The sequence below is a fragment of the Rhodanobacter sp. BL-MT-08 genome, assembly GCF_054161255.1.
The window spans coordinates 2,894,174-2,918,765 of sequence record NZ_CP167872.1 but is presented as its reverse complement, the minus strand read 5'-3'; the positions used below and the strand labels follow the sequence as shown (position 1 = coordinate 2,918,765).

The 24,592-nt window shown below is 61.2% G+C and carries 20 protein-coding genes; 11 read left to right on the top strand and 9 right to left on the bottom strand.

All coding sequences use genetic code 11. From position 1 onward, the window contains the following. The first annotated feature begins 347 nt into the window (after positions 1–347). From adh to ACDK93_RS12960, 7 genes are all read left to right on the top strand, one after another. Complete coding sequence (gene adh, locus ACDK93_RS12990) at positions 348–1,868, top strand: aldehyde dehydrogenase (protein ID WP_458069165.1); 1,521 nt, start codon at positions 348–350, stop codon at positions 1,866–1,868. Between the two features lie 227 nt (positions 1,869–2,095). Beyond that, positions 2,096–3,298 carry a porin gene (locus ACDK93_RS12985; protein WP_458069163.1) on the top strand — a complete coding sequence of 401 codons (1,203 nt, stop codon included), beginning with the start codon at positions 2,096–2,098 and terminating at the stop codon, positions 3,296–3,298. Between the two features lie 71 nt (positions 3,299–3,369). Continuing rightward, on the top strand, positions 3,370–5,067 hold the full coding sequence (locus tag ACDK93_RS12980; RefSeq protein ID WP_458069162.1) for a methanol/ethanol family PQQ-dependent dehydrogenase: 1,698 nt from the start codon (positions 3,370–3,372) through the stop codon (positions 5,065–5,067). Between the two features lie 12 nt (positions 5,068–5,079). Continuing rightward, a complete protein-coding gene (locus tag ACDK93_RS12975) occupies positions 5,080–6,309 on the top strand; it encodes a c-type cytochrome (RefSeq protein WP_458069160.1) in 1,230 nt (409 codons plus the stop codon). 288 nt (positions 6,310–6,597) lie between these two features. After that, positions 6,598–8,616 carry a TonB-dependent receptor family protein gene (locus ACDK93_RS12970; RefSeq protein WP_458069159.1) on the top strand — a complete coding sequence of 673 codons (2,019 nt, stop codon included), beginning with the start codon at positions 6,598–6,600 and terminating at the stop codon, positions 8,614–8,616. Between the two features lie 18 nt (positions 8,617–8,634). After that, positions 8,635–9,042, top strand: a complete 408-nt coding sequence (locus ACDK93_RS12965; protein ID WP_458069158.1) for a DUF779 domain-containing protein — start codon at positions 8,635–8,637, stop codon at positions 9,040–9,042. Between the two features lie 83 nt (positions 9,043–9,125). Then, on the top strand, positions 9,126–9,449 hold the full coding sequence (locus tag ACDK93_RS12960) for an EthD family reductase (protein WP_458069157.1): 324 nt from the start codon (positions 9,126–9,128) through the stop codon (positions 9,447–9,449). 167 nt (positions 9,450–9,616) lie between these two features. On the opposite strand, the gene ACDK93_RS12955 is transcribed toward ACDK93_RS12960, so the two are convergent. Beyond that, positions 9,617–10,042: a hypothetical protein gene (locus ACDK93_RS12955; protein ID WP_458069156.1), complete on the bottom strand. Its 426-nt coding sequence runs from the start codon at positions 10,040–10,042 to the stop codon at positions 9,617–9,619. 204 nt (positions 10,043–10,246) lie between these two features. Here ACDK93_RS12955 and ACDK93_RS12950 point away from each other — a divergent pair, with 204 nt between their 5' ends. Both ACDK93_RS12950 and ACDK93_RS12945 read left to right on the top strand, forming a co-directional pair. Continuing rightward, complete coding sequence (locus tag ACDK93_RS12950; RefSeq protein WP_458069155.1) at positions 10,247–11,344, top strand: IS110 family RNA-guided transposase; 1,098 nt, start codon at positions 10,247–10,249, stop codon at positions 11,342–11,344. Between the two features lie 1,522 nt (positions 11,345–12,866). Further along, positions 12,867–13,952, top strand: coding sequence for an IS630 family transposase (locus ACDK93_RS12945; RefSeq protein WP_458069154.1), 1,086 nt, complete (start codon positions 12,867–12,869; stop codon positions 13,950–13,952). A 70-nt stretch (positions 13,953–14,022) separates the two neighbouring features. Here the strand turns inward: ACDK93_RS12945 and ACDK93_RS12940 are convergent, their stop codons facing one another. Next, the gene (locus ACDK93_RS12940) at positions 14,023–14,277 is read right to left on the bottom strand and encodes a hypothetical protein (protein WP_458069152.1); all 255 of its coding nucleotides are present in this window, start codon (positions 14,275–14,277) and stop codon (positions 14,023–14,025) included. Between the two features lie 401 nt (positions 14,278–14,678). Further along, a complete protein-coding gene (locus tag ACDK93_RS12935) occupies positions 14,679–15,047 on the bottom strand; it encodes a hypothetical protein (protein ID WP_458069150.1) in 369 nt (122 codons plus the stop codon). Positions 15,048–15,696: 649 nt separating this feature from the next. Here ACDK93_RS12935 and ACDK93_RS12930 point away from each other — a divergent pair. After that, positions 15,697–16,050, top strand: coding sequence for a hypothetical protein (locus tag ACDK93_RS12930; RefSeq protein ID WP_458069148.1), 354 nt, complete (start codon positions 15,697–15,699; stop codon positions 16,048–16,050). A gap of 175 nt (positions 16,051–16,225) precedes the next feature. On the opposite strand, the gene ACDK93_RS12925 is transcribed toward ACDK93_RS12930, so the two are convergent. The 4 genes from ACDK93_RS12925 to ACDK93_RS12910 form a co-directional block, all read right to left on the bottom strand. After that, positions 16,226–16,735 carry a DUF2199 domain-containing protein gene (locus ACDK93_RS12925; protein ID WP_458069146.1) on the bottom strand — a complete coding sequence of 170 codons (510 nt, stop codon included), beginning with the start codon at positions 16,733–16,735 and terminating at the stop codon, positions 16,226–16,228. Between the two features lie 65 nt (positions 16,736–16,800). After that, on the bottom strand, positions 16,801–17,178 hold the full coding sequence (locus tag ACDK93_RS12920; protein ID WP_458069145.1) for a nuclear transport factor 2 family protein: 378 nt from the start codon (positions 17,176–17,178) through the stop codon (positions 16,801–16,803). Between the two features lie 1,144 nt (positions 17,179–18,322). Beyond that, positions 18,323–18,640 carry a DUF4274 domain-containing protein gene (locus tag ACDK93_RS12915; protein ID WP_458069144.1) on the bottom strand — a complete coding sequence of 106 codons (318 nt, stop codon included), beginning with the start codon at positions 18,638–18,640 and terminating at the stop codon, positions 18,323–18,325. Positions 18,641–18,755: 115 nt separating this feature from the next. Continuing rightward, entirely contained in the window at positions 18,756–19,040 is a 285-nt protein-coding gene (locus ACDK93_RS12910; RefSeq protein ID WP_458069143.1) for a hypothetical protein, read from the bottom strand. Positions 19,041–19,179: 139 nt separating this feature from the next. Between ACDK93_RS12910 and ACDK93_RS12905 the strand changes: the two genes are divergently transcribed. Next, positions 19,180–20,184 (top strand): integron integrase, encoded by a 1,005-nt coding sequence (locus ACDK93_RS12905; protein ID WP_458069142.1) that lies wholly within the window; start codon positions 19,180–19,182, stop codon positions 20,182–20,184. Between the two features lie 3 nt (positions 20,185–20,187). Here ACDK93_RS12905 and ACDK93_RS12900 read toward each other — a convergent pair whose 3' ends face one another. Both ACDK93_RS12900 and mfd read right to left on the bottom strand, forming a co-directional pair. Then, entirely contained in the window at positions 20,188–20,907 is a 720-nt protein-coding gene (locus ACDK93_RS12900) for a class I SAM-dependent methyltransferase (protein WP_458069141.1), read from the bottom strand. Between the two features lie 151 nt (positions 20,908–21,058). Further along, complete coding sequence (gene mfd / locus ACDK93_RS12895; RefSeq protein ID WP_458069140.1) at positions 21,059–24,520, bottom strand: transcription-repair coupling factor; 3,462 nt, start codon at positions 24,518–24,520, stop codon at positions 21,059–21,061. Positions 24,521–24,592 lie beyond the last annotated feature (72 nt).

Sequence of the window (24,592 nt, the reverse complement as noted above, 5' to 3'; positions counted from 1 at the left end):
CAAGGATGGTGTCCGAAACCAGTCCGCGGGGCTCCGAGCCGCTGTTGAAGAAGCTTCGGCGCGCCGTGTTTATCGATTCGGTGAAACCAGGATTCCGCATGGGTGGTCTCATGTGTCGCAATCTGCGACACCTCCAGAAGGTGTGTTTCGATACAAAACATACGCGGGGGCAAAGCGCAACAGGCGCGCTGCCGACTTTGTTGGTGCGCTGCAGCGATTATGGATTTTTTCCCGGAGCTGGGGCGAGCCGGTCGATTGGCACAGTGCAACACGGGATTTTTTTTCGGCCTGCTGGCACGTCTCCTGCTCTTGCGTCTGTACCTTTCCCAGACACGGAGCGCCAATCCATGACCAAGCTCGAGCAGCAGCATCTCGCGGTACAGGTTCCCTTCAAGCAGCGCTACGGCAACTTCATCGGCGGCCAGTGGGTGGAGCCGAAGGGCGGCAGGTATTTCGACAACATCACCCCGATCACCGGGCATCCGTTCTGCGAGATTCCGCGCTCCGACAAGGACGACGTGGAAGCCGCTCTCGACGCTGCGCACGCCGCCAAGGAGGCCTGGGGCAAGACGTCGGTCGCCGAGCGCGCGCGCATCCTCAATCTGATTGCCGATCGCATGGAGCAGAATCTCGAAGTCATTGCCTACGCGGAAACCTGGGACAACGGCAAGCCGATTCGCGAAACGCTCAACGCCGACGTGCCGCTGGCCATCGACCACTTCCGCTATTTCGCCAGCTGCATCCGCGCGCAGGAAGGCTCGATGGGCGAGATCGACAACGACACGGTGTCCTACCAGTTCCACGAGCCGCTTGGCGTGGTCGGTCAGATCATTCCGTGGAACTTCCCGCTGCTGATGGCCTGCTGGAAGCTGGCACCGGCGTTGGCTGCCGGCAACTGCGTGGTGCTGAAGCCTGCCGAGCAGACCCCGGTAAGCATTTTGATCTGGGCCGAGATCGTCGGTGATCTGCTGCCGCCCGGCGTGCTGAACATCGTCAACGGTTTCGGCCTGGAAGCCGGCAAGCCGCTGGCTTCGAGCAGCCGCATCGCCAAGATCGCCTTCACCGGCGAAACCACGACTGGTCGCCTCATCAGCCAGTACGCCAGCCAGAACCTGATTCCGGTGACGCTGGAGCTCGGCGGTAAGTCGCCGAATATTTTCTTCGCCGACGTGATGGACGAGGACGACGATTTCCTCGACAAGGCCATCGAAGGCTTCGTGCTGTTCGCGTTCAACCAGGGCGAGGTCTGCACCTGCCCGAGCCGCGCACTGATCCACGAATCGATCTACGACCGCTTCATGGAGCGCGCGCTCAAGCGCGTGGCCGCGATCAAGCAGGGCAACCCGCTTGATCCGACCACGATGGTCGGCGCGCAGGCGTCGGGCGAGCAGCTGGAGAAGATTCTGTCCTACTTCGATATCGGCAAGCAGGAAGGCGCCAAGGTGCTGATCGGCGGCGAGCGCCAGATCGTGGACGGTGAATTCAAGGACGGCTACTACGTCAAGCCGACGGTGTTTTTCGGCCACAACAAGATGCGCGTGTTCCAGGAAGAAATTTTCGGACCGGTGGTTTCCGTCACCACCTTCAAGGACGACGCCGAAGCGCTGGAGATTGCCAACGACACGCTGTACGGCCTCGGCGCCGGTGTGTGGACGCGCAACGGCACGCGGGCGTATCGCTTCGGCCGCGGCATCCAGGCCGGCCGCGTGTGGACCAACTGCTACCACGCCTATCCGGCGCACGCCGCGTTCGGTGGCTACAAGCAGTCGGGCATCGGTCGCGAGAATCACAAGATGATGCTCGACCACTATCAGCAGACCAAGAACCTCCTGGTCAGCTACTCGCCGAAAAAGCTGGGCTTTTTCTAAGCGCTCCAATCACGGAAGGCCACGCGGCCTTCCGTGATTCGCATCGCCGCGTTTCGCGGCGGCCGTCATGCCCAACACGTCGTATCCGCCGACTCACTGTCGATGGCGGCTAGGCGCTTGTACGCATCTGAAACATGTTCAAACGAGGCAACGACAAAAAACGAAACGCTGGCGGGGGTCGGTGAATCGTTTTCTCAAGAGTCACTCACCAACGAGGGGAAGGGATCATGAAAAAGATCAAGGGACAAAACCAAACGCAACAACGTCAACACATGGCGCGTCGCAGCCTTTCGGCCGCCGGCGCGCTGCTGGGTCTGACGATGGTTCCGCTGACGGCCAGCGCGACCGAGTTCAGCGGCAACAACTGGAACGTCGACATCAGCGGCTTCGTCAACGCGTACTACACGACCGTCAGCTGCCACGGCGATAACGTGGGCGGCACCGCGCTCGCCGGTCGTGCGCTCGGCTGCGGCGGTCAGCAGAACCGCACCACCATCGGCAACGGCCTGCTGCCCGACGCGCTGATCGCCAAGTTCAGCACGCAGCAGGAAGGCATCGACATTGCGGCGCAGATCAGCATCATGGCCAATGTCGCCACGTCCGATGCGCTGTCGGCCAACAGCGGCGTTGACGTGCGCCAGGCGTTTTTCACCCTTGGCACGGCGGACTTCGGTACGGTGAAGCTCGGTCGTGACTACGGCATCTTCGGCTACAACTCGATCATCGGCGACATGACCCTGATAGGCGTCGGTGCGCCGGTGCAGGCAACCCAGCGTGGCCGCGTATCGCTTGGCCATATCGGCGCGGGTTATACGTATGTCGGCAGCTACGGTCAGATCGTCTACACCTCGCCCGGCACGTCGGGTTTCAGTTTCAGCGGCGGCGTGTTCAGTCCGGTCGACAACACCGGCGTCTACGACTCGCGCTCCGCGCCGCAGGTGCAGGGGCAATTCAGCTATACCGGCGCAGGTCTGCATGCGTGGATCGGCGCCAAGACGCAGCGGTTTTACGCGCCCACCGGCTCCGGCATCACGCCCGAAAGCTTCACCATGGCCGAGGGCGAGCTCGGTGCGTCCTACACCGTCGGCCAGTTTGGTCTGCTGGGTAACGTGCAGGCCGGGCGCGGCCTGGGCATTCTCGCCGACGGCGATCAGTCCAATGCCAAGGGCATCAACTATCTGGTGCAGGCCACGTATCAGGCGACCGACAAGCTGAAGTTCGGACTCAGCGACGGCGTCAGCAAGAACCGCGAGGATCTGGTTGCCGACGGTGATTTCAAATCCAACAGCAACATCACTGCCGGCGTGTATTACGCGCTGACCAAGGCCGTGACGCTGAGTTTTGAACTGTCGCAGACCCGCTCCAAAGATTATCTCGGCAACACCGCGCGCCTCAACGGCGGCACCATCGGCGGCTTCGTGTTTTTCTGATCCGCCACGTCATTCCAGTACTGATTGCACGTCCTGAATATTCATAACGACCCACCACGAGGAAGATGCACATGAAACGTCTGACGACCTTGCGCAAAACCACCCTGTTCGTTGCGTTGCTGGCCATGACCGGCGGCGCGCTGGCGGCCGACTACATGCCGGTCACCGACGCGCGGCTCAAAGCGGCAGCCACCGATGATGGCTGGCTGATGTATCGCCATGACTACACCAGCTCCGGCTACTCGCCGTTCGACACCATCAACGCCGGCAACGTCACCGGCCTGAAGCAGGTGTGGGATTACAAGACCGCCTTCGAACAGGGCCACGAGTCGCCGGCCATCGTCAACGGCGATTTTCTCTACATCACCACGCCCAAGGATGAGCTGGTCGCCTTTCAGGCCAGCACCGGCAAGCAGCTGTGGCGCTACCAGCACGATCTGTCGAAGGTCGGCCTGAAAACGGTCTGCTGCGACGTCGTCAATCGCGGCGTCGCCCTGTACGGCAACGACGTGTACATGGCCACGCTGGACAACTACGTCGTGGCACTCGACGCCGTCACCGGCAAGGTGCAGTGGAAGAAGCAGCTGCTCGCGGCCGACGAGGGTGCGGCGATGACGCTGGCGCCGCTGATCGTCAAGGGCAAGGTCGTGGTCGGCCTGTCCGGTGGTGAGTACGGCGCACGCGGTTTCATCACCGCCCTGGATGCCAAGACCGGCAAGCAGCTGTGGAAGCAGTACACCGTGCCGGCACCGACCGAGCCGGGCGGCAAGACCTGGCCCAAGGGTGCTTACAAGACCGGCGGCGGCGGTGCGTGGCTCACCGGCACCTACGACGCCGAAAGCGACACGCTGTTCTGGGGCGTGGGCAATCCCGGCCCATGGCTGGCCACGCTGCGTCCGGGTGACAACCTGTACACCGACTCGGTCATCGCGATGAACCCGGCCACCGGCAAGATCAAGTGGAACTACCAGTACACGCCGAACGACACCTGGGATTACGACGGCACCAACGAGACGGTGCTGACCGACATCAACTATCAGGGCGTGCAGCACAAGGCCATCGTCAGCGCGAGCCGCAACGGCTGGTTCTATGCGATTGACCGCACCACCGGCAAGCTGATCTACGCCGAGAAGTTTGTCACCGCCACGTCGGTCAGCGGCTTCAAGGACGGCAAGCCGGTCACCGATCCCGCCCTGCGCCCCACCATCGACAAGGAAGTGTTTACCTGCCCCAGCTTCCTCGGCGGCAAGAACTGGTGGCCGATCTCGGTCGATCCGAAAACCCACATGGCCTACATCCCCGCCATGCATACCTGTATGACGATCAAGGGCGCCACGGTCAGCTACAAGGCCGGCCTGCCGTTCCTTGGCGAGTCGTTCAAGGTGATGGCCGATCCGGCGTTCAAGGGTCAGTGGGGCGATGTGATCGCGATGGATCTCAACACCGGCAAAAAGGTCTGGAACCATCCGTCCGAACTGCCGTGGAACGACGGCATGCTGAGCACGGGCGGCGGACTGGTGTTCTCCGGCAGCGCCGATGGCTATCTCTACGCCTTCGATGCAACCACCGGCGCGGTGAAATGGAAAAGCCCGCAGTTGAGCTCGGGCATCATCGGCGTGCCCAGCACGTGGAAGGTCAACGGCAAGCAGTTCATCGGCATCTATGCCGGCTGGGGTGGTGCAACGCCGATCTGGGGCGGCGACATGGCCAAGGATCCGAAGGTGCAGAACATTCCGCTGGGTGGACACTTCTACGTATTTGCGATGTGACGGAGTCAATGCATGAAGCAACAGATGGGTAAAAAAAGCCGGTTTGCATGGCTTGTCGGAACGGCCGCCGTACTTTTGTACGGCGGCGCCGCCGCCGCGTCTGAGCTGTCGGTCTGCGTCGACAAGAGCAGCCCGACCGCTGCGGTGGACAAGAGCATTGCTCAGGCCATCGCCACGCAGGAGGGCCGCACGCTGGCGCTGCATGAGTTCGACGGCAGCGGCGGCGGTGACGACGGCTTCAGTCTGAAAGAGTTCAACAAGCTAGCCAGGGCCAGCTGCTCGCTGGTGCTGGGTTTTCCCATCGATGCCGATGCGAAAACCACGCTGCCGGGTCTGCTCACCACGGCGCCTTACGGCCACACCGGCTTCGTGCTGGTTACGCCCAAAGCCAGCAAGGTGACCACGCTGGATCAGCTGGCGAAAAACACCGACGTGGCGGTGACCTACCAGACCACGCCGAACCTGTATTTCGCGACGCATCCCAACGTCAATGCGGACATCCATCTCACCGACGATGCCTCGCTTGCCGCGCTGGAAAAACACCAGGTGCACGCCGCGATGCTGTGGCAGCCCACCGTGGTGGCCTATCTGGCCAGCAGGCATGAGTCGGCGCGTTTCACCTACCACGAGCTGGACGAACCGCACGCCAGGTTCAACCTTGTTGCGCTGTATGACGAGGAGCACGCGCCGGCGGCTCGCGATTTCGAGAAAGCCGTGACGGCACTGACCGACTCGGGTCAGCTCGCGAAGCTGCTGGCACCGTACGCGGAAATTGGCGCGGCGATGCCGATCAATCGTGGCACCAGCGCGATGCTGAAACGCTCGGTCACCGATGGTGGCGTAGACCGGCGCTGTGGTTCGAAAAAGGCGGCCAAGCCGGCCGGTGCACCGCCGGCCTTGTTTACCTCGGCGCAGGCCGATGGCGGGAAAATAAAATTTCTCACCTACTGCGCAATGTGCCACGGTCCCAATCTACTGGGCCGCTCGGGCCCGGCGTTGAAGGGGCCGAACTTTGCCTCGCCCAAGGCCGATTTCCATGTCGGTGATGTGTTCGGCATCGTGGCAAACAACATGCCGGCAACGGCACCCGCCACGCTGGCGCACGATGACTACGTTCAGATCATGGCCTTTCTGCTGCAGCAGAACGGCTATCCGGCAGGAGACAAGGCGCTGACATACGACGACGCCACAAAATCCAAAGTAAAGCTGCTATACCGTGGCGAGCCAATCGACAACAAGTGATCGCGGTGCTGCTATGCGAAACCACTGGTGCGTTTGGTGCGCCGGTGGTTTCGCATGTGTTGGCGGTGCTTTTTTGGAGAGATCGACGTGACGCAGGGCAGGCAAAGGCTTCATCGAGATACAAAGGGGCTTCCGACGGCGAGACGACGGGATCAGGCTGTTGCTCTTGCACTGTTCACAGTTGCTGTCGTCTCGCCTGCCGTTGCGGCACAGGATGCCGCAACCGCTGCGGCGACCGATCCCAAGACCACCACCACGCTGCCGGCAGTCAAGGTCAACGCCAGCCGAATGGCCATATCGCCATTCGATCTTCCCGCTGCACTCACGGTGGTTAACGTCGAGCCGACCTCGGCCGCCAACCCCGGCATCAATCTGTCCGAAACGCTGATCGGCGTGCCGGGCATCATTGCGCGCGATCGGCAGAACTACGCGCAGGACGAGCAGATATCGATTCGCGGTTTCGGCGGTCGCGCAACTTTCGGCGTGCGCAGCATCCGCCTCTATATCGACGGCATTCCCGCCACGCTGCCGGATGGGCAGGGCCAGGTCTCGCAGTTCAATATCGACAGCGCCGATCGCGTGGAAGTGCTGCGCGGTCCGTTCTCCGTGCTTTACGGCAACGCCGCTGGCGGTGTGGTGCAGATGTGGAGCGCCGATGGCACCGCCGTGCCGCAGACCACGCTGGGATTTTCCGGCGGCGGCAACGACACGTTCCGCTACAGCGCCGATACGCGCGGCATCGTCGGGCCGGTCGATTACAACATCGCCGCATCGGAATTCATCTCCGGCGGCTATCGCCAGCACAGCCGCGTGCATCGCGAATCGGACAACGCCAAGTTCGGCATTGATCTGGGCAAGCAGCGCAAGCTCACCGTGGTGCTCAACCGCTTTTATCAACCCACCGCACAGGATGAACTCGGCCTCACCCGCGCGCAGGTCAACGCCGATCCGCGCCAGGCCACGGCCGTGGCAAGCCAGTACAACACGCGCAAGAGCAGCAAGCAGACCCAGCTCGGCCTGATCTACGAACAGCAGATCGACGAGAACGATCAGGTGCGCGCGATGGTCTACCACGGCCAGCGCAGCATCCAGCAGTTCCTCTCGATTCCGCCGGCCACCCAGAAAAATCCGCTGCAGTCCGGCGGCGTGGTCCAGCCCGATACCGACTACGGCGGCACGGATCTGCGCTGGACGCACAGCGGCGATCTGCTCAACCGCGACTACGAATTCGTGCTGGGCGTCAGCGCGGACTATCAGCATCAGCGTCGGCTCGGTTTCAACAACTTCGTCACCAGCCGTTCCGGCATTACCCAGCTCGGCGTCGTCGGTGCACTGCGCCGCAACGAGAACGATGACGTCGACAACGTCGACGAATACGCGCAGTGGTACTGGCACTTTGCCGATCGCTGGTCGCTGCTGCTGGGCCTGCGCCGCGACGACGTGCATTTTCACGAGCAGGATTTCTACATCACCGCCGCCAACCCGAACGACAGTGGCCGCGTGACATACTCGGCCACCACGCCGGTGGCCGGCGTGCAGTTTCGCCCGGCCGACAACGTGCGTCTGTATGCCAGTTACAGCAAGGGTTTCGAAACGCCGAGTTATAACGAGCTCGGCTACCGCAGCGACGGGCAGGCGGGTCTCGCGTTCAATCTGCAGCCGCAGCACAGCAAGAATCTTGAAGTCGGCGCCAAGTGGCAAATCGTCCCGGCAATGGAGTTCGACGCGGCAGCGTTCCGCGCCGATACGCGCAACGAGCTGACCGTCGACACGAATGAAAACGGGCGTGCGACCTACCAGAACGTGGGCAGCGCGCGCCGTCAGGGACTGGAGTTTTCGCTGACCGGCCAGCTGGGCAACGACTTCAAGCTCTCAGCCGGTTTCACCCATCTGCTGGCGGCATTCCGCAGCCCCTTCCTCACCTGCACCACGACGCCGTGTGCAGTGCCCATCACGCCAGTCGCCGCGGGTACGCCGATACCCGGCGTGCCGGACAACTACGGTTCGCTGCGCCTCGAACACGGCACCGACCTGGGCTGGCATCAAGGCGTGACGCTGCAGGGCGTGGGCTCGGTCACCGTCAACGACACCGACACGCAGCGCGCGGCAGGCTATGCCCTGGTCGATATCGACACCAGCTACACCTTCGCGCTGGGCGCGATGTCGCGTCTGCAGCTCAGCGCCAGCATCGACAATCTGGCAGATCGCCGCTACATCGGAACCGTCATCGTCAACGACAGCAACAGCCGCTATTTCGAGCCAGGCCCCGACCGTACTTACATGCTGGGCGCGCGACTCACGTTCTAGCCAGCCACGGAGAGAATCATGTCTGAAGTTTCCGTCACCGATACAGCCGCCGACCCGCGGGTCGACAAGGTCATCGCCACCGCGTCCGCCTACGCGCTGATCGAGCGCTTGCGGCAAAAGCACGGCCCCGTGCTGTTCCACCAGTCCGGCGGCTGCTGCGATGGCTCCTCACCGATGTGCTATCCCAAGGACGACTTCATCGTCGGCGACAACGACGTGCAGCTTGGCGTCATTGCCGACGCGCCGTTCTACATGAGCCCATCGCAGTACGAATACTGGAAGCACACCCAGCTGATCATCGACGTGGTCGAAGGTCGTGGCGGCATGTTTTCGCTGGATAACGGCGAGGGCGTGCGCTTTCTCACGCGCTCGCGCCTGTTTACCGACGACGAAATCGCCCAGTTGCAGAAAGAAGGACGGTTCTGACGGCGTGGCATCCTGATTCAATCGACGGCTGGGCAAAGCCAGTCAACTCTGTGCGACACGCAGGTTTTCAACAGGAGACAGCAATGATCAAAGTCAGTGTGATGTACCCCAACGTGCCCGGCGCGCGCTTCGACCACGCCTATTACAAAGACAAGCACATGCCGCTGGTCAAGCGGCTGATGGGCGACAGCTGCAAGTACTACACAGTGGACAAAGGCATCAACGGCGGCGCGCCCGATGCGCCGGCCACCTACGTCGGCATGTGCCATATCTTCAGCGAATCGGCCGAGGCCTTTCAGGCTGGTTTCGGTCCACACGCCAAGGAAATACTCGCCGACATCGCCAACTACACCGACCTCGCGCCGGTGATGCAGATGAGCGAAGTCATCGTGGATTTTCCGGGTTAATCTACCGGGCGATCAAGTCGTCTAATGTGGCAACAGCACGTAGGCTGGCAACGTTCAACGCCGCAAGCACTGACACGCACGACGCTACACAGAGGACAACATGATGACCAGCGAAAGCCTGAAAGCTCAAGGCAAGAGCATCAAGCGGGAAGTCTCTTACGGAGATGTCAGACCTCACCGCGTGGTTTGAGCGGCAAAGTAACAATGTTGCCCGAGTCAGAATGTTGACCGGTCTTTGTCGAAGCAGGGCGAAGAAGGCCCGGAGCCACTGTCCAGCGCTGGCCATCGTCCGTGAGAACGGAGACCGATTTTTTGTTGTACCGGACAATTACGCCAACCACTGGGCCGCGAACGTCTGGCTCAAACGTGACGCGATCGCCGATGCTGAAGCGAAGCATCGTTGCGTGCGCCCGCGCATGTTGCATAAAACGTAGCCTCTCAACAATCCGATTGTTGAGATCAATGAGCTCGGATTCAGTGAGTTTGTCGATGTCGATGATCATGAGGCCTAACGCTTTAGTTAAGCGGCGGCGAAGCCGTCCGCCTTGAATGAGTAAAAAGAGACTTCCTCCCCTTTCGGCCTTGAGGGCCATGATGGTGTTGCGAAACAACCGTCAACAGAAGAGGAAGTCTCCTTGAGCACTATAACCATCCTTCATTTGGTCGACCTCCTAACGCTGGAGTTAAGCGGCGGCGGAGCCGTCCGCTCGAACGAGTAAAAAGAGACTTCCTCCCCTTTCGGCCTCGAGGGCCATGATGGTGATGCTGATCAACCGTCACTCGAAGAGGAAGTCTCCATGAACACTATAACCATCGGCGTGGATTTGGCGAAGAGCGTGTTTTCGGTGTGCGAGGTGGACGGCAGCGGCCATGTGCTGCGCCGGCTGGATCTCAAGCGGGATGCCTTCGCGGTGTGGCTGGCGCAGGTGCCAGCGGGCACGGTCGTGGCGATGGAGGCGTGCAGCGGTGCGCACCATTGGGGGCGTCTGTGTTTGGAGTACGGTCTGCAGCCACGGCTGATGGCGGCGCAATTCGTCACGCCGTTTCGGAAGAATCGCACCGCGAAGAACGACCGCAACGATGCCGAGGCGATCGCCACGGCGGCCCGCCAAGGCAACATGCGCTTCGTGCCGGTTAAAACCATCGATCGACAAGCACGGTTGTCATGGCATCGGGTACGCGAGGGTTACAAGGTCGAGTCGTTGGCGATCGGCAACCGCCTGCGCGGATTGCTGGCCGAATTTGGCGTCGTGGTGGCGAAAAGCGATCACGCGCTGCGCGTTGCCCTGGCCGACCTGGACCAGCACACGGCATTACCCCCTGAGATGCGCGAGCTGCTGCGTGACCTCAGCGCACACTGGGCGCAGGTCCGCACGGCCGTCGACGCGTGCAGTGCACGCATCGACGCCCATGCGCGGGCGGATGAGCGTTGTGCACGGATGCGCGCAATCATCGGCATCGGTGCGATCACTGCCGATGCGGTGATCGCCACACTCGGCGATGCCAAGGAATTTCGCAACGGCCGACAGGTCAGCGCATGGTTGGGTTTGGTGCCGACGCAGCATTCCAGTGGCGGGCATGCTCGTCTCGGTGCAATCAGCTGTCGTGGCGATGGCCATCTGCGCACGCTGCTGATCCAGGGTGCCCGCAGCAGCCTGCAGCGGGCCAAAGCGGTCAGCGTGGAAAAGTCCACGCCCGAGCAGGTATGGATACGCCAGTTGGCCTGTCGGATGCCGTTCGGCAAAGTGCTGGTGGCCATCGCCAACAAACATGCCCGGCAGCTCTGGGCCATGCTGGCCGATGACGAAACCTACGACGCCGACGCGTGGCTGAAGCACCCGATGGTGCAGCGCCCGGCCGGCAAACATGCCATCACGATGAGTGCCGTGGCGTAACCACAAACGACAAGTTTCATCCGTTCAGCGTCAGCGCGAAGAGGTAGCAACGGGTCAGACCCACCCGGAGAGAACCTGACTAACATTCTGGACGTGTAAAAGTGTTCTGGTTGATCGCCAGACACCGACGACACCGACGAACGAACGAGGTCTCCGGGCGCGGTTTATACCCAGGTCCGCGTCAGCACCATCGATGCAACAAGACCGTTTACGGAAATGCAGTCTGGCAACGTTCAACGCCGCAAGCACTGACACGCACGACGCTACACAGAGGACAACATGATGACCAGCGAAAGCCTGAAAGCTCAAGGCAAGAGCATCAAGCGGGCGGCGTTGACGGGAAGTCTCTTACGGACTTGTTAGGTGTACGAAGCCACCAATAAAGCGATGACGTACACCGTGAAAACGCTCTGCGAGGCAAACGGCCAATACTCGGATGCTGGCGGACGACCGCGGATGGCGGAATCCCACGCCACGCGAATTAACCAAGCGACGCCTGGAAGGGCGAATAGCATTTGCCACTTGGGAAAACTAGCGCTGTGAGACCACCAGGCAATCGCTCCACCCAGGACCGCCGCGAGTCCCGCGAGGACGATGAGCGCGGCAAGAATGCGGAATGGCCAGCGGACCGCGACCCGAACTGGCATTTGGTGCGATTGAGTTTCCATGCTTACACCTAACGCTGGAATTGAGCGGCGGCGGAGCCGTCCGCTTGGATGACTTGTTAGACGGCGGCCCGCCACGCCGAACTATGGCTGCACGATAGCGCTGCTTTTGATGCCCAGCAATCCCTTGAGGGTGATGGCGTGCGTGACGAGTGCGAACAGCTTGCGACGACCTGGACGGTACCGCGAACCGCGCGTGACGCACGGCACGAAGAAGCGAGAAACTAAGACGCGCGCAACTTGCGATACACGATAGAGCTACGAAATACGGCAACGCACGCTGGCCGACAACACCACCCGTGTGGAACGCGAACCTGACGATGCGGAGCAAACACAAAGAAAATGCTCTGCCGCCTAACGCTGGAGTTAAGCGGCGGCGGAGCCGTCCGCCTTGAACGAGTAGTTAGGCTGTGACCGCAGCCGCGTACTTAATGATGGTTTTGTAACCCCAAACAGAAGAAGTAACTCCCACGCTGAAGTCTGCAGTGTCACTCTGTATTGCGGCTAGGACAGGTGCACCGATATTAGCTGCGGCGTTGCCGACTATGTGAGTGCTGTTTTCTCTGAAGCACGAGATGTGCACCAAAGCATATTTTTTTACCTCTACATGCAGAGGGATTTCACTGACGTTGGGACTGTCAACCACCACGTTAAGGATGCCACCATAGAAACTGCTGCGTTTACCAGCTGGCGTGCAGAGAAATGCAAACGGAACAAATTTACCGTCATCTCGCGGTATAAAACACACGTCTCCTGGCCTTAGTTTCGTGGTACTAGTGTAGTGTTTCAATCTTGATTGAACGTATAAGCGACCCGCCGGTCTCATGTTTTACTACGAGGCCCGCGGGAGAGATGGCGTGCGAGTTGCCCCCAACATTGTGCTGAGCGAGGAGGAGCAGAGTGAGCTCACCCATCTGGTTCGCTCCAAGCTCACCAGCGTCCGGCTAGTGCAGCGCGCCCGGATCGTTTTGCTGTCGGCCGAGGGCAAGCAGAACAAGGCGATTGCAGAGCAGTTGAGCCTCGGGCGGGTGCAGGTCGCGCGCTGGCGCGAACGCTATGCCCAGCATCGACTCGCCGGGATCGAGCGCGACCGCCCGCGCGGCGCGCCCCCGTCGAAGGTCGACGTGGCCCGGCTGGTGGAACTGACTACGCAGAGCACGCCTTCGGCAGCCACCCATTGGAGCACGCGCACGATGGCCGCTGAGCTGGGCATCAGCGCCGCCAGTGTCTCGCGCCACTGGCGCGCAAACGGGTTGAAGCCGCATCGCGTGCGGGGTTTCAATATCTCGCGCGACCCGCAGTTCGTGCAGAAACTCGAAGATGTCGTCGGTCTGTACATGTCGCCGCCCGAGCACGCGCTGGTGCTGTGCTGCGACGAGAAAAGCCAGGTACAGGCGCTGGATCGCACGCAGCCCGGATTGCCGCTGAAGAAGGGGCGCGCCCAGACGATGACGCATGATTACAAACGTCATGGCACCACCACCCTGTTCGCTGCGCTCAATGTGCTCGATGGCCAGGTCATCGGTCAGTGCCAGCCGCGCCACACGCATATGGAGTGGCTGAAGTTCCTGAAGAAGATCGACCGCCGCACACCCAAGGACAAGGCCTTGCACCTGATTGCCGACAACTATGCCACGCACAAGCACCCGGTCGTGACAGCGTGGCTGGACAAGCATCCGCGCTTCCACATGCATTACACCCCGACCTCGGCGTCGTGGCTGAACATGGTTGAGCGTTTCTTCCGCGACATCACCACCGAACGCCTGCGTCGCGGCGTGTTCACCAGCGTGCCCGAACTGGTGGCTGCCATCGAGGCATACGTCGCTCACCACAACATCCAGCCCAAGCCTTTCATCTGGACCAAGAGCGCGCGCGACATCCTCCAGAAGGTCATCCGCGCCAACAACCGCTTAAGTTCCAAACAGAATGCAGCACTACACTAGCGGGTATCATGATTTCGCAGCCTAACGCTGGAATTGAGCGGCGGCGCAGCCGTCCGCCTCGAATGAATGGTTAGGTAGCACCACGCGATAACTTTGCCAGCCCCACGCATGCGACAACACAAGCGCATACGACAAGAGGTTGGTATGCCAGTAACACAGGCCACTGCGCCTCGATAGCTCTGGTTGTGCCGATGCCAATTGCTAGCCCCAAGATAAGGGGAGTATCCGGTTTGCGGCGGGTTGAAAGATAAAAAATGACCGACGCGATGATGGCACCGATTAGTCCGAAGAAGAATGCTTGTACACCAGCAACGAGTACTTCCATGGCGATACCTAACGCTGGAGTTAAGCGGCGGCGGAGCCGTCCGCTTGAATGACTTGTTAGGACGGCGGCCCGCCACGCCGAACTATGGCTGCACGATAGCGCTGCTTTTGATGCCCAGCAATCCCTTGAGGGTGATGGCGTGCGTGACGAGTGCGAACAGCTTGCGACGACCTGGACGGTACCGCGAACCGCGCGTGACGCACGGCACGAAGAAGCGAGAAACTAAGACGCGCGCAACTTGCGATACACGATAGAGCTACGAAATACGGCAACGCACGCTGGCCGACAACACCACCCGTGTGGAACGCGAACCTGACGATGCGGAGCAAACACAAAGAAAATGCTCTGCCGCCTAACGCTGAAGTTAAGCGGCGGCGAAGCCGTCCGCCTTGAACGGATAGTTAGACTGACTCTGGACCGGAGCCGCTAGTACTTACTGATGTCTGGATTGCGACTGGCCAGAAGATTGCGGTAGCAGCCACGACAACACCGAGAGCAAGCGGAAGCAGAAACATGGAGTGTAAGAAATATAAGGCTAGGACGGCAAAGAGTATGTGCAATGCGAACGGAACACGGCCGCGCTTACCTAGTTGCACCGCAAGAGCGCCGGCAAGAAGTGAAACCGTTGCTGCAAAAAGCAGGATGAAAGAAATAAGGGTGATTGCTCCAATATCGGCCCAATGAACCAGCAAGGGCGCTTTGATTACCCATCCCATGGCTACCACCAAAATGCCAGCGATGACTGCTGCTTTGCGCGTACGAAAAACCATATTTCCCCCGATAGTCTAACGCTGGAGTTAAGCGGCGGCGAAGCCGTCCGCCTTGAACGACCTGTTAGACCACAAGCTAGCGAGCGTAGTAGAAACTAAGGCGCCAAGGATTATCGCTGACAGCGCACTCCCAGCGAACGTTAAGCCTGTGAAAAAGCACATGCTGACAATGACGGCCACGCAGAATCCTGTGAGCGACGCGAGAAGATTTGGTCGCGAGACAAGAAGTGTCGATAGGTAGATGACGAGGGCTGGCAAGAAAGCGCCAAGCCCGAATACGACGGCCACCTGCCATAGCAAAATGGGAAACTCGCGAGGCATGACAATTGCGGATGTCACTGCGATTGAGTAGACCGTGATATAGCTGATCACGATGCCGCTAAGTACACCGGGTAAGTAGCTCTTCAATGAGACTTCCATAATGTTTCTCCTGTGGTCTAACGCTGGAGTTAAGCGGCGGCGGAGCCGTCCGCTTGGATGACTTGTTAGACGGCGGCCCGCCACGCCGAACTATGGCTGCACGATAGCGCTGCTTTTGATGGCCGGCAATGCCTTGACGGTGATGGCGTGCGCAACGAGCGCGAACAGCTTGCGATGACCTGGACGTTAGCGCAAACCGCGCGTGATGGACGGCACGAAGAAGCGAGAAATGAAAACGCGCGCAACACGCGAGATGCGACCAAGCAACGAAATAAGGCAACGCGCGCCGGCGTGCAACACACTAAGCGTGTGGAACAGGAAGATCACGCATGCGGGACAGACGCAAAAGAAAATGCTCTGCCGCCTAACGCTGGAGTTAAGCGGCGGCGGAGCCGTCCGCTTGAATGACTTGTTAGGACGGCGGCCCGCCACGCCGAACTATGGGCTGCACGATAGCCCTGCTTTTAATGTCCGGCAATGCCTTGACGGTGATGGCGTGCGCAAAAAGAACGCGCTGTCCGCGATGAAATCGATGATGCCGAGCACCGCGCTTGATGCAGCGCAGAGGGAAGCGAAAAACTAAAACGCGCTCAACATGCGAGACACGACAGAGCCACGAGGTAGGTCAACGCACGCTGGCCCACAACACCGGCCGTGTGGAACGCGAACCTGACGATGCGGAGCAAACACAAAGAAAATGCTCTGCCGCCTAACGCCGGAGTTAAGCGGCGGCGAAGCCGTCCGCCTTGAACGATTTGTTAGGGCCTGCTGACCGACCCCGTGGCTACAAGTACTGTATGGTACTGCTGATTGTCTATGCCATCGGATTGTTGTGCAGCCAGCGGATGATTGCTCTCTGTTGGCACGTAGACAGTTGGACGGCTGGTACTGTCTTGGAACTGCACCGTGACCCGCAGGCCAAGCGTTGAAGGATATGCCGGGATTTCATTAGCGATTTGGCCCGGGATCATAGGCTCACTACTCCCGTCTTTGTCATAGACCTCGGCGTAGCGATAGAAGTTTGATTCCGAGAGCTCCACCCAGACGCCCCAACCGTAGTAACCAGATTGCTCATTGAAAGGAAGCTTAAGTATGCAGCGAATAAAGAACCGATCGCCTAGCTGGCAACGATTGCTGTCGAACTGTGCTTGGTTCGCGCGCGCTGCTTCAGGAATAGCCCAGACCACGTCAGGCAACGTCCAGCCGAGGTCTGTGGGCAACCCTTCGTGGGTTCCGCCGCAAGTTTTGCAAACAAACGAGCTGCTCAAGTTCGGGCCCTAACGCTTGAGTTGAGCGGCGGCGTAGCCGTCCGCCTCGAACGAGTGGTTAGAGCTCAACCTTGTACTACTGGCTGAGCGCACTTTGTGCCTTGGTGAAAAATGATGCGCCATTGCCCCTCTTGGAACTGCCAGATAGAACTGCGCAGAGAGAACGTGTCTTGCGAAGAATGATGACATGAGATGTAGGTTAGTAGCGCTGCATCTTGTGCAATACGCTGCACAGAAAATTGCGAAGCAGAAATTGCCGGCGGAACCTCGCTCGCAAGCAGCTGGAGAACCTCGGCCTTGGAGTAGACCTGACCCGAGCCACCAAACTCGATGAAACTTTCTGCGAGCAACTGCGCTGCACGCTCTGACGCCCGCGTGCTCGGACCATGCAACTCCACTTCGAGTTTCTGGAGTGTGTCTAGCAGGTCGTCGGAATCTGTCATTGAGCTCTAACGCTTGAGTTAAGCGGCGGCGAAGCCGTCCGCCTTGAACGAATTGTTAGGCATCATTGTAGGCTGCCTTATGCCAATCGTACTCGCGAGGCTGCCGCCGCCCCGAAAGTATTGCCTCGACAGCGGATGCGTCCAAGCCATACTGAGACTTGACGTAGTCGTCGCGCGGAAAGGCAGTGCACTCAAGCGCGCCGCCCATCATTCCCTCTTGCGAGTGAATCTGCCACTCGCGGATTTTTGAGCACTTGCGACAGATGACCAAAGCCCAAGGCGGCCAAAGCCGATCTAGTGGATTGTGGCGAGAGCCGAGCAACTCAAAATCCTTGTTCTCGATTTTGCACTCGTGGTGATGCATGAGTCTGATGCCTAACGCTGGAATTAAGCGGCGGCGAAGCCGTCCGCTTGAATGACTGGTTAGACGGCAGCACGCTACGCCGTCGGTGAGCAACACGATAGCGCTGCTTTGAAAGCTCGGCAATGCCGCGAAGCTTGTGGCCTGCGCGCGAAGAAGGAACCGCTGACGACAAAGGGCACGTTGCGACGAACCGCGCGCACCGCGGAGCATGAAGACGCGAGATACGCGAACGCGCGCGCAAGACACGATGAGCGACCAAGGGCGCGAAAGACGACAACGCAGGCCAGCCCGAAACGACACAACACGCGCAGTCGATGCGAAGCCTGAAAGCGGCGAACGCGACACAACGACAAAAGGATGCTGCTCTGACGCCTAACGCTGGAATTAAGCGGCGGCGGAGCCGTCCGCTTGAATGACTCGTTAGACGGCAGCACGCTACGCCGTCGGTGACCTGCACGATAGCGCTGCTTTGAAAGCCCGGCAATGCTGCGAAGCATGCGGCCTGCGCACGAAGAACGAACCGCTGACGACGAACGCCACGTTGCGAAGAACCGCGCGCATAGCACCGCATGAAGATGCGAGATCGGCCAACGCGCGCAAGCCACGACGAGCGACCAAGCGCGCGACAGACAACAACGCAGGCCAGCGCGAAACGACATGACCCGTGCAGCTCATGCGAAGCCGGAAGCAGCGCACGCGATGCAACCACAAGAAGAACGCTTCTCTGACGTCTAACGCTGGAGTTAAGCGGCGGCGGAGCCGTCCGCCTTGAACGAAATGTTAGGCCTGCTCGACACCGGTTAGAAAGATGCTTGGCACACCAAGTTTTTGATACTTGTAGATCTGAGTTTTTGTTAACGGTACCCGAAATGAAGCAGGACCGTGAATGTAGTAACCGCCAAGTAGCCGTTGAGTAAGCAACTTGCAGAAAGAACGCCACGCAACATTGAGTTCTTGCACAGAAGCCTCGCCAAGATAAACCGAAATTGCGTCAGTCAACCAGAACAGCTCAAGCGCCACAGCAAGATCGCAATTTGGGTGATCGGCGATTGCTTGTGGGAAAGCAAAGCCGTCGCTCCAGTTGTAGTCCAGCGACATTTGGCGGAGCGTGTCCGCCGACGTATTTGGAGGTGGCTGTATAAAAAGCGCCATTTGGGTGCGGGCCTAACGCTGGAGTTAAGCGGCGGCGAAGCCGTCCGCCTTGAACGAGTGGTTAGGAAGCCTCGCGCGGTGCAATAGATGCGGTGTGCTTTTGCCAGTAGCTTGAAGCTGCTCCGATGCATGCCCAAGTGCAGCCGACTAGCGCACCCATTACGCCGCAAAATGTACCAAGCTGCTGCCCATCGTACGGAGCGGAAGAAAAGCCGAGCCAAGCGCAGTAAAGGCCGATCGCGGTGCCGACCGCAGCGAACGCCAGACCAGATGAAAAGCCAACTATCTGTTTCATACCGCCTCCTTGTTGATAGATGGCTAACGCTAAGTAGATTTCAAATTGCATCCTAACCGCTACAGCCTATCCCAGACCAGCGGATTGCGGGAGCGGTGAGGGCCTACAAAAATCAAAGACTTGGTCCAATTGCTGCGGCCTAATCCAGCCATCTAATCTCGCCATGTCGAGATCATGGATGAGAACGGTGATGGCTTCAATCGGAAGTGAGAAGGCTGACGCAGGCGGGGATGGGGACAAGCCGCCTCGCCTGCTGGATCAGGTTCGCGGCCGCATGCGTCGGCTGGGCATGGCCAAGCGCACCGAGGAGGTTTACGTCGGCTGGATACGCCGCTTTATTCTCAGCAACGACAAGCGCCATCCGTCGCAGATGGGTGCTGCCGAGGTGGAGCGGTTTCTGACGGCGCTGGCGGTGCATGGGAATGTGTCAGCATCGACCCAGAACCAGGCGCTCTCGGCGCTGCTGTTTCTCTACAAGCAGGTGTTGTCGATCGACCTGCCCTGGCTGGATGGGGTGGAGCGCGCGAAGAAGCCGCAGCGTTTGCCGGTGGTGCTGAGCAAGGCGGAAGTGGATGCGCTGCTGGCAGAACTGCATGGCATTCACTGGCTGATGGGAAGCCTTCTCTATGGTACGGGTATGCGCCTGATGGAGTGCGTGCGGTTACGCGTGAAGGACATCGACTTTGAACACGGCGAAATCGTGATACGCCAGGGCAAGGGCGGCAAGGATCGCCGAACCATGCTGCCGCGCTCGCTGCGTCAGCCGCTTGAGGCGCAGCTGGCCGAGGCGTTGAGAATCCACGAGCGCGACAAGTCGGCCGGTTTTGGCCGCGTATGGATGCCGGATGCGCTGGCGAGAAAATATCCGGCGGCATCGCTGGAGTCGGGCTGGCAATATGTTTTTCCGGCGTCGGTCCGTTCGGTTGATCCGCGCGATGGCGTCGAACGTCGACATCATCTGGATGAATCGTCACTGCAACGCGCGGTGAAGAAAGCGCGCGCCAGCGCCGCGATAGTCAAGCCAGCGACCTGCCACACGCTGCGGCATTCGTTTGCCACGCATCTTCTCGAGAGCGGCTATGACCTGCGCACCATCCAGGAACTGCTCGGCCACAAGGACGTCGCCACCACACAGATTTATACGCATGTGCTCAATCGCGGCGGCCACGGCGTGCTGAGTCCGCTGGACCGTTGAGGCTCAGGTTTTGCTGCCACCGGCACGCACGATCCACACGCAGGGGAACATGCTGAAGATCGGCCACGAGCGCGTGGCGTTGGTGATGCCGCTGGCGCGCAGCGTTTGCACGTACTGTCCGGTGTGGCGAAAGTCCAGCAGCGCGATGCGGCCGCCAGGTTTCAGCACTCGGACGATTTCGCGCACAGCCCTTTCGCGGTCGGCTCTGCCTGGCAGGTTGTGGATGGCGAGGCTGGAGATGATCACGTCGAAGCTGGCCTCGGCGTAGGGCAGCTGGCGCATGTCGCCGGTGTCGACCTGCACGCGGCCGCTGAGGTTGGCGAGTTCCGCATTCCTTCGTGTAGCAGCTTCGGCATTACCGGATTGGTCGCGCGTGCTCCACAGGTCGAGGCCGGTGGCCTTGCCGCTGGTGAGCTGACGCGCGGCATCCAGCAACAGCAGCCCTCGGCCGCAGCCGACATCGAGCACCTGATCGTCGCCGCGCAGCTGCAGTTGATCGATCATGCGGCGTATCACGAACGGCTTGCCAACCGTGCTGGTCAGCACCATCAACACGCTCGCCAGCGTCATCGAGCAGCCTGGCCATAGCGTCAGTGCGGCGATGTCCGGCTGATGGATGGCGGCGGCGACGGCGGTGATGATCAGCAGCGCTACGCCGACAAGGCCCAGCGTTTTGACGACGCCGGGGGCGTCGATGCCAAAGGTGGGTTGGTTTTGTGCCATGGCTGCGCTCCCTGATGGATTGCAGTGTGCGTGCGGGGTGGGCGTGATGCCAGTGACGTGTGTCACGTGAAAGAGGCCTTGGGTCTGCTGGATGAAGACGGCATAGCAGGCTTGCCAGATCGGCGGAGGGGTTAGCCGCTGTCCATGTCCATCAGCGTGGCGGCCGCGCGCCGAGCACCACCAGCACTTCCTGCGCGCTGCGGATGCGTTCGCTGGCGCCCGGCAGATCCAGCGTAATTTTCAATTTGTCCTGGCCGTCGAGTTTGTACACGCGGGGCAGGCGCTGGATCAGCTTGATGATGGTCAGCGGGTCGACCTCGGGATTCTCGCGGAACACGATGCGGCCGCCGTTGGCGCCGAAGTCGAGCTTGCGGATGCCGAGCGGGGTGGCCATCAGTTTGATCGTGGCGACGGCGAACAGTTGCTTGGTCGGGTCGGGCAGCAGGCCGAAGCGGTCGATCATTTCCACCTGCAGGTCGCGCAGTTCTTCGTCGCTGCGCGCGCTGGCGATGCGCTTGTACAGGGTCAGGCGCGCGTGCACGTCGGGCAGGTAATCGTCGGGGATCAGCGCGGGCAGGTGCAACTCGACTTCGGTTTCGTGTTCGCTGCTGAGATCGAAGTCGGGCACCTTGCCGGACTTCAGCGCGCGCACGGCGCGATCGAGCAGCTCGGTGTAGAGCCCGAAACCGATTTCCTGGATCTGGCCGGACTGCTCGTCGCCCAGCAGCTCGCCCGCGCCGCGGATTTCCAGATCGTGCGTGGCCAGGGTGAAGCCGGCGCCGAGTTCTTCCAGCGAGGCCAGCGCTTCGAGCCGCTTCTGCGCATCGGCGGTGATCGACTTGCGGTCGGGCACCACGAGATAGGCGTAGGCGCGATGGTGCGAACGGCCGACGCGTCCGCGCAGCTGATGCAGCTGGGCGAGGCCGAAGCGATCGGCGCGATTGATGATGATGGTGTTGGCAGTGGGAATGTCGATGCCGGTTTCGATGATGGTGGTGCACACCAGCACGTTGAAGCGCTGGCGGTGGAAATCCGCCATCACGCCTTCCAGCTCGCGCTCCGGCATCTGGCCGTGGGCGATGCGGATGCGCGCCTCGGGCACCAGCTCTTCGAGCTCGCGCACGGTGCGTTCGATGCTCTCGACCTCGTTGTGCAGAAAGTACACCTGGCCGCCGCGCGACAGCTCGCGTTGCAGCGCCTCGCGGATGGTGGCCGGATCCCACGCCGCGATGAAGGTGCGCACGGCGGTGCGGTGCGCCGGCGGCGTGGCGATCAACGACAGATCGCGCAGCCCGGCCATCGCCATGTTCAAGGTGCGCGGAATCGGCGTGGCGGTCATGGTCAGCAGGTCGACTTCGGCGCGCAGCTTTTTCAGCTGCTCCTTCTGGCGCACGCCGAAGCGCTGCTCCTCGTCGACGATGACCAGGCCGAGATTCTTGAACTTGATGTCCGGCTGCAGCAGCTTGTGCGTGCCGACGATCACGTCGATCTGGCCGTCCGCCAGACGCTTCAGCGCTTCGTTCACTTCCTTGGTCGAGCGAAAGCGCGACAGCACGTCGACGCGCACCGGCCAGTCGGCAAAGCGGTCGGCGAAGTTGCGGTAGTGCTGCTGCGCCAGCAGGGTGGTCGGCACCAGCACGGCAACCTGCTTGCCGGCGGTGGCGGTGGCGAAGGCCGCGCGCAGGGCGACCTCGGTCTTGCCGAAACCGACGTCGCCGCAGATCACGCGATCCATCGCGCGCGGCGCGGCCAGATCGCTGAGCACGGATTCGATCGCGGTTTCCTGATCGGGCGTTTCCTCGAACGGAAAGCTGGCGCCGAATTCCTCGACCAGCTGGCGATCGATCGGCAGCGACTCGCCGCCGCGCGCCTGCCGCTGCGCGTAGATCGCCAGCAGTTCGGCGGCCACGTCGCGAACCTTTTCCGCGGCCTTCTTGCGCGCGCGCTCCCACGCGTCGCCGCCGAGCGAATGCAGCGGCGCCAGCTCGGGCGCGGTGCCCGAGTAGCGGCTGACCAGGCCGAGCTGCGCCACCGGCACATACAGCTTGTCGCCCTTTGCATACTCGATGGTGAGGAACTCGCCGTCCATGCCGCCGACGTCCATCGACACGAGGCCCTGATAGCGGCCGACGCCGTGATCGACGTGCACGATCGGCGCGCCGAGGGTGAGCTCGGTGAGATCGCGGATGATGCTTTCCGGATCGCGCGCGGTGCCGCGCCGGCGTTTGCGGTCGCGCTCGCTGCGCACGCGCTCGCCGTAGAGCTCGCGCTCGGTGAGCACGGTGAGCGCCGGCTTGTTGAGCGCGAAGCCCTGTTCCATGCCGGCGATGACGATGCCGAAGCGCGCTTCGCTGGCGTCGTTGAAAAAGCTCGACCAGCTGTCGGTGTTCGCCGGCTTCATGCCTGCGGTGGCGAGCGTTTCGATCAGCGCTTCGCGCCGGCCGGCGGAGTCGGCCGCGATCAGCACGCGGCCCTTGTAGCTCTGCATGAAGTGCTGCAGCGAGGTGCCCGGCTCCTCGCCCTTGCGGTTGAGCGGCACGTCCGGCGCCGGCTGCGTGCCGGTGGTCACGGCGTGCTCGTGATCGGCCGCGACCACTTCCACGCGCAGGCGCTTGTTGAGCTGCTCGCGCAGCGCTTCGGGCGGAAGATAGATTTCTGCCGGCGGCAGCACCGGGCGTTCGATATCGTGCGCGCGCTGGTCGTAGCGCTCGCCGGTCTGCGCCCAGAACTGGTCGGCCGCCTCGCCGACGCCTTCGCCCAGCACGAACAGCGCATCATCGGCGAGATAGTCGAACAGCGTGGCGGTTTGCTTGAAGAACAGCGGCAGGTAGTACTCGATGCCGCCGGGCGTCACGCCTTCCTTCATGTCCTGGTACAGCGGGCAGCGGCGGATGTCGATCGGGAAACGTTCGCGCAGGTTGTTGCGGAAATCCTTGGCGGCCGCGTCGGTGAGCGGAAACTCGCGCGCCGGCAGCAGCTCGATCTTTTCCACCTGTTGTTGCGAGCGCTGGGTTTCCGGGTCGAAGCTGCGGATTGATTCCACCTCGTCGTCGAACAGCTCGATGCGGTAAGGCTCGCTGCTGCCCATCGGGAAAATGTCGATCAGCGCGCCGCGCACGGCGAAGTCACCGGGCTCGGCCACCTGCGGCACGTTGCGATAACCGGAGGCTTCCAGCCGGCGCTGCTCGGCGATGATGTCGAGCTTCTGGCCCTTGCTCAGCATCAGCCCGGCCCCGGTGATGTGAGAGCGCGGCGCGATGCGCTGCATCAGCGTGGCCACCGGCACCACCAGGATGCCACGCTTCACGCTGGGCAGCTGGTACAGCGTGGCGATGCGCTGCGACACCACCTCCGGATGCGGGCTGAACGCGTCGTACGGCAGCGTTTCCCAATCGGGGAAGTGCAGCACCGGCAGGCCGCCGGCGAAGATGTTCAGCTCGGCCTCCAGCGCATGCGCGCGCTGGGTGTCGCGCGTCACGGCCACCAGCAGGCCTTGATGCGTGCGCGCCGATTCGGCGATCAGCAGCGCGCGCGCCGAACCGTGCGGCGGCGACCAGTAACGGCGCTGCTTGGGCGTGGTGGGCAGGGGAGGATGCGGGATCAAAACGGGCATATCAGCGTCGGCACGTAAACCACTTGTTCGGGACGCGACCGGCAGGTCGCGTCAGGTAAGCGCACAAGTGTA

Excerpts from the sequence above, each read along its gene's own strand:
- adh (WP_458069165.1), top strand. The coding sequence starts at position 348 with ATGACCAAGCTCGAGCAGCAGCATCTCGCGGTACAGGTTCCCTTCAAG.
- ACDK93_RS12985 (WP_458069163.1), top strand. The coding sequence starts at position 2,096 with ATGAAAAAGATCAAGGGACAAAACCAAACGCAACAACGTCAACACATG.
- ACDK93_RS12980 (WP_458069162.1), top strand. The coding sequence starts at position 3,370 with ATGAAACGTCTGACGACCTTGCGCAAAACCACCCTGTTCGTTGCGTTG.
- ACDK93_RS12975 (WP_458069160.1), top strand. The coding sequence starts at position 5,080 with ATGAAGCAACAGATGGGTAAAAAAAGCCGGTTTGCATGGCTTGTCGGA.
- ACDK93_RS12970 (WP_458069159.1), top strand. The coding sequence starts at position 6,598 with ATGGCCATATCGCCATTCGATCTTCCCGCTGCACTCACGGTGGTTAAC.
- ACDK93_RS12965 (WP_458069158.1), top strand. The coding sequence starts at position 8,635 with ATGTCTGAAGTTTCCGTCACCGATACAGCCGCCGACCCGCGGGTCGAC.
- ACDK93_RS12960 (WP_458069157.1), top strand. The coding sequence starts at position 9,126 with ATGATCAAAGTCAGTGTGATGTACCCCAACGTGCCCGGCGCGCGCTTC.
- ACDK93_RS12955 (WP_458069156.1), bottom strand. The coding sequence starts at position 10,042 with ATGGCCCTCAAGGCCGAAAGGGGAGGAAGTCTCTTTTTACTCATTCAA.
- ACDK93_RS12950 (WP_458069155.1), top strand. The coding sequence starts at position 10,247 with ATGAACACTATAACCATCGGCGTGGATTTGGCGAAGAGCGTGTTTTCG.
- ACDK93_RS12940 (WP_458069152.1), bottom strand. The coding sequence starts at position 14,277 with ATGGAAGTACTCGTTGCTGGTGTACAAGCATTCTTCTTCGGACTAATC.
- ACDK93_RS12935 (WP_458069150.1), bottom strand. The coding sequence starts at position 15,047 with ATGGTTTTTCGTACGCGCAAAGCAGCAGTCATCGCTGGCATTTTGGTG.
- ACDK93_RS12930 (WP_458069148.1), top strand. The coding sequence starts at position 15,697 with ATGAAAACGCGCGCAACACGCGAGATGCGACCAAGCAACGAAATAAGG.
- ACDK93_RS12920 (WP_458069145.1), bottom strand. The coding sequence starts at position 17,178 with ATGACAGATTCCGACGACCTGCTAGACACACTCCAGAAACTCGAAGTG.
- ACDK93_RS12915 (WP_458069144.1), bottom strand. The coding sequence starts at position 18,640 with ATGTCGCTGGACTACAACTGGAGCGACGGCTTTGCTTTCCCACAAGCA.
- ACDK93_RS12910 (WP_458069143.1), bottom strand. The coding sequence starts at position 19,040 with ATGCAATTTGAAATCTACTTAGCGTTAGCCATCTATCAACAAGGAGGC.
- ACDK93_RS12905 (WP_458069142.1), top strand. The coding sequence starts at position 19,180 with ATGGCTTCAATCGGAAGTGAGAAGGCTGACGCAGGCGGGGATGGGGAC.
- ACDK93_RS12900 (WP_458069141.1), bottom strand. The coding sequence starts at position 20,907 with ATGGCACAAAACCAACCCACCTTTGGCATCGACGCCCCCGGCGTCGTC.
- mfd (WP_458069140.1), bottom strand. The coding sequence starts at position 24,520 with ATGCCCGTTTTGATCCCGCATCCTCCCCTGCCCACCACGCCCAAGCAG.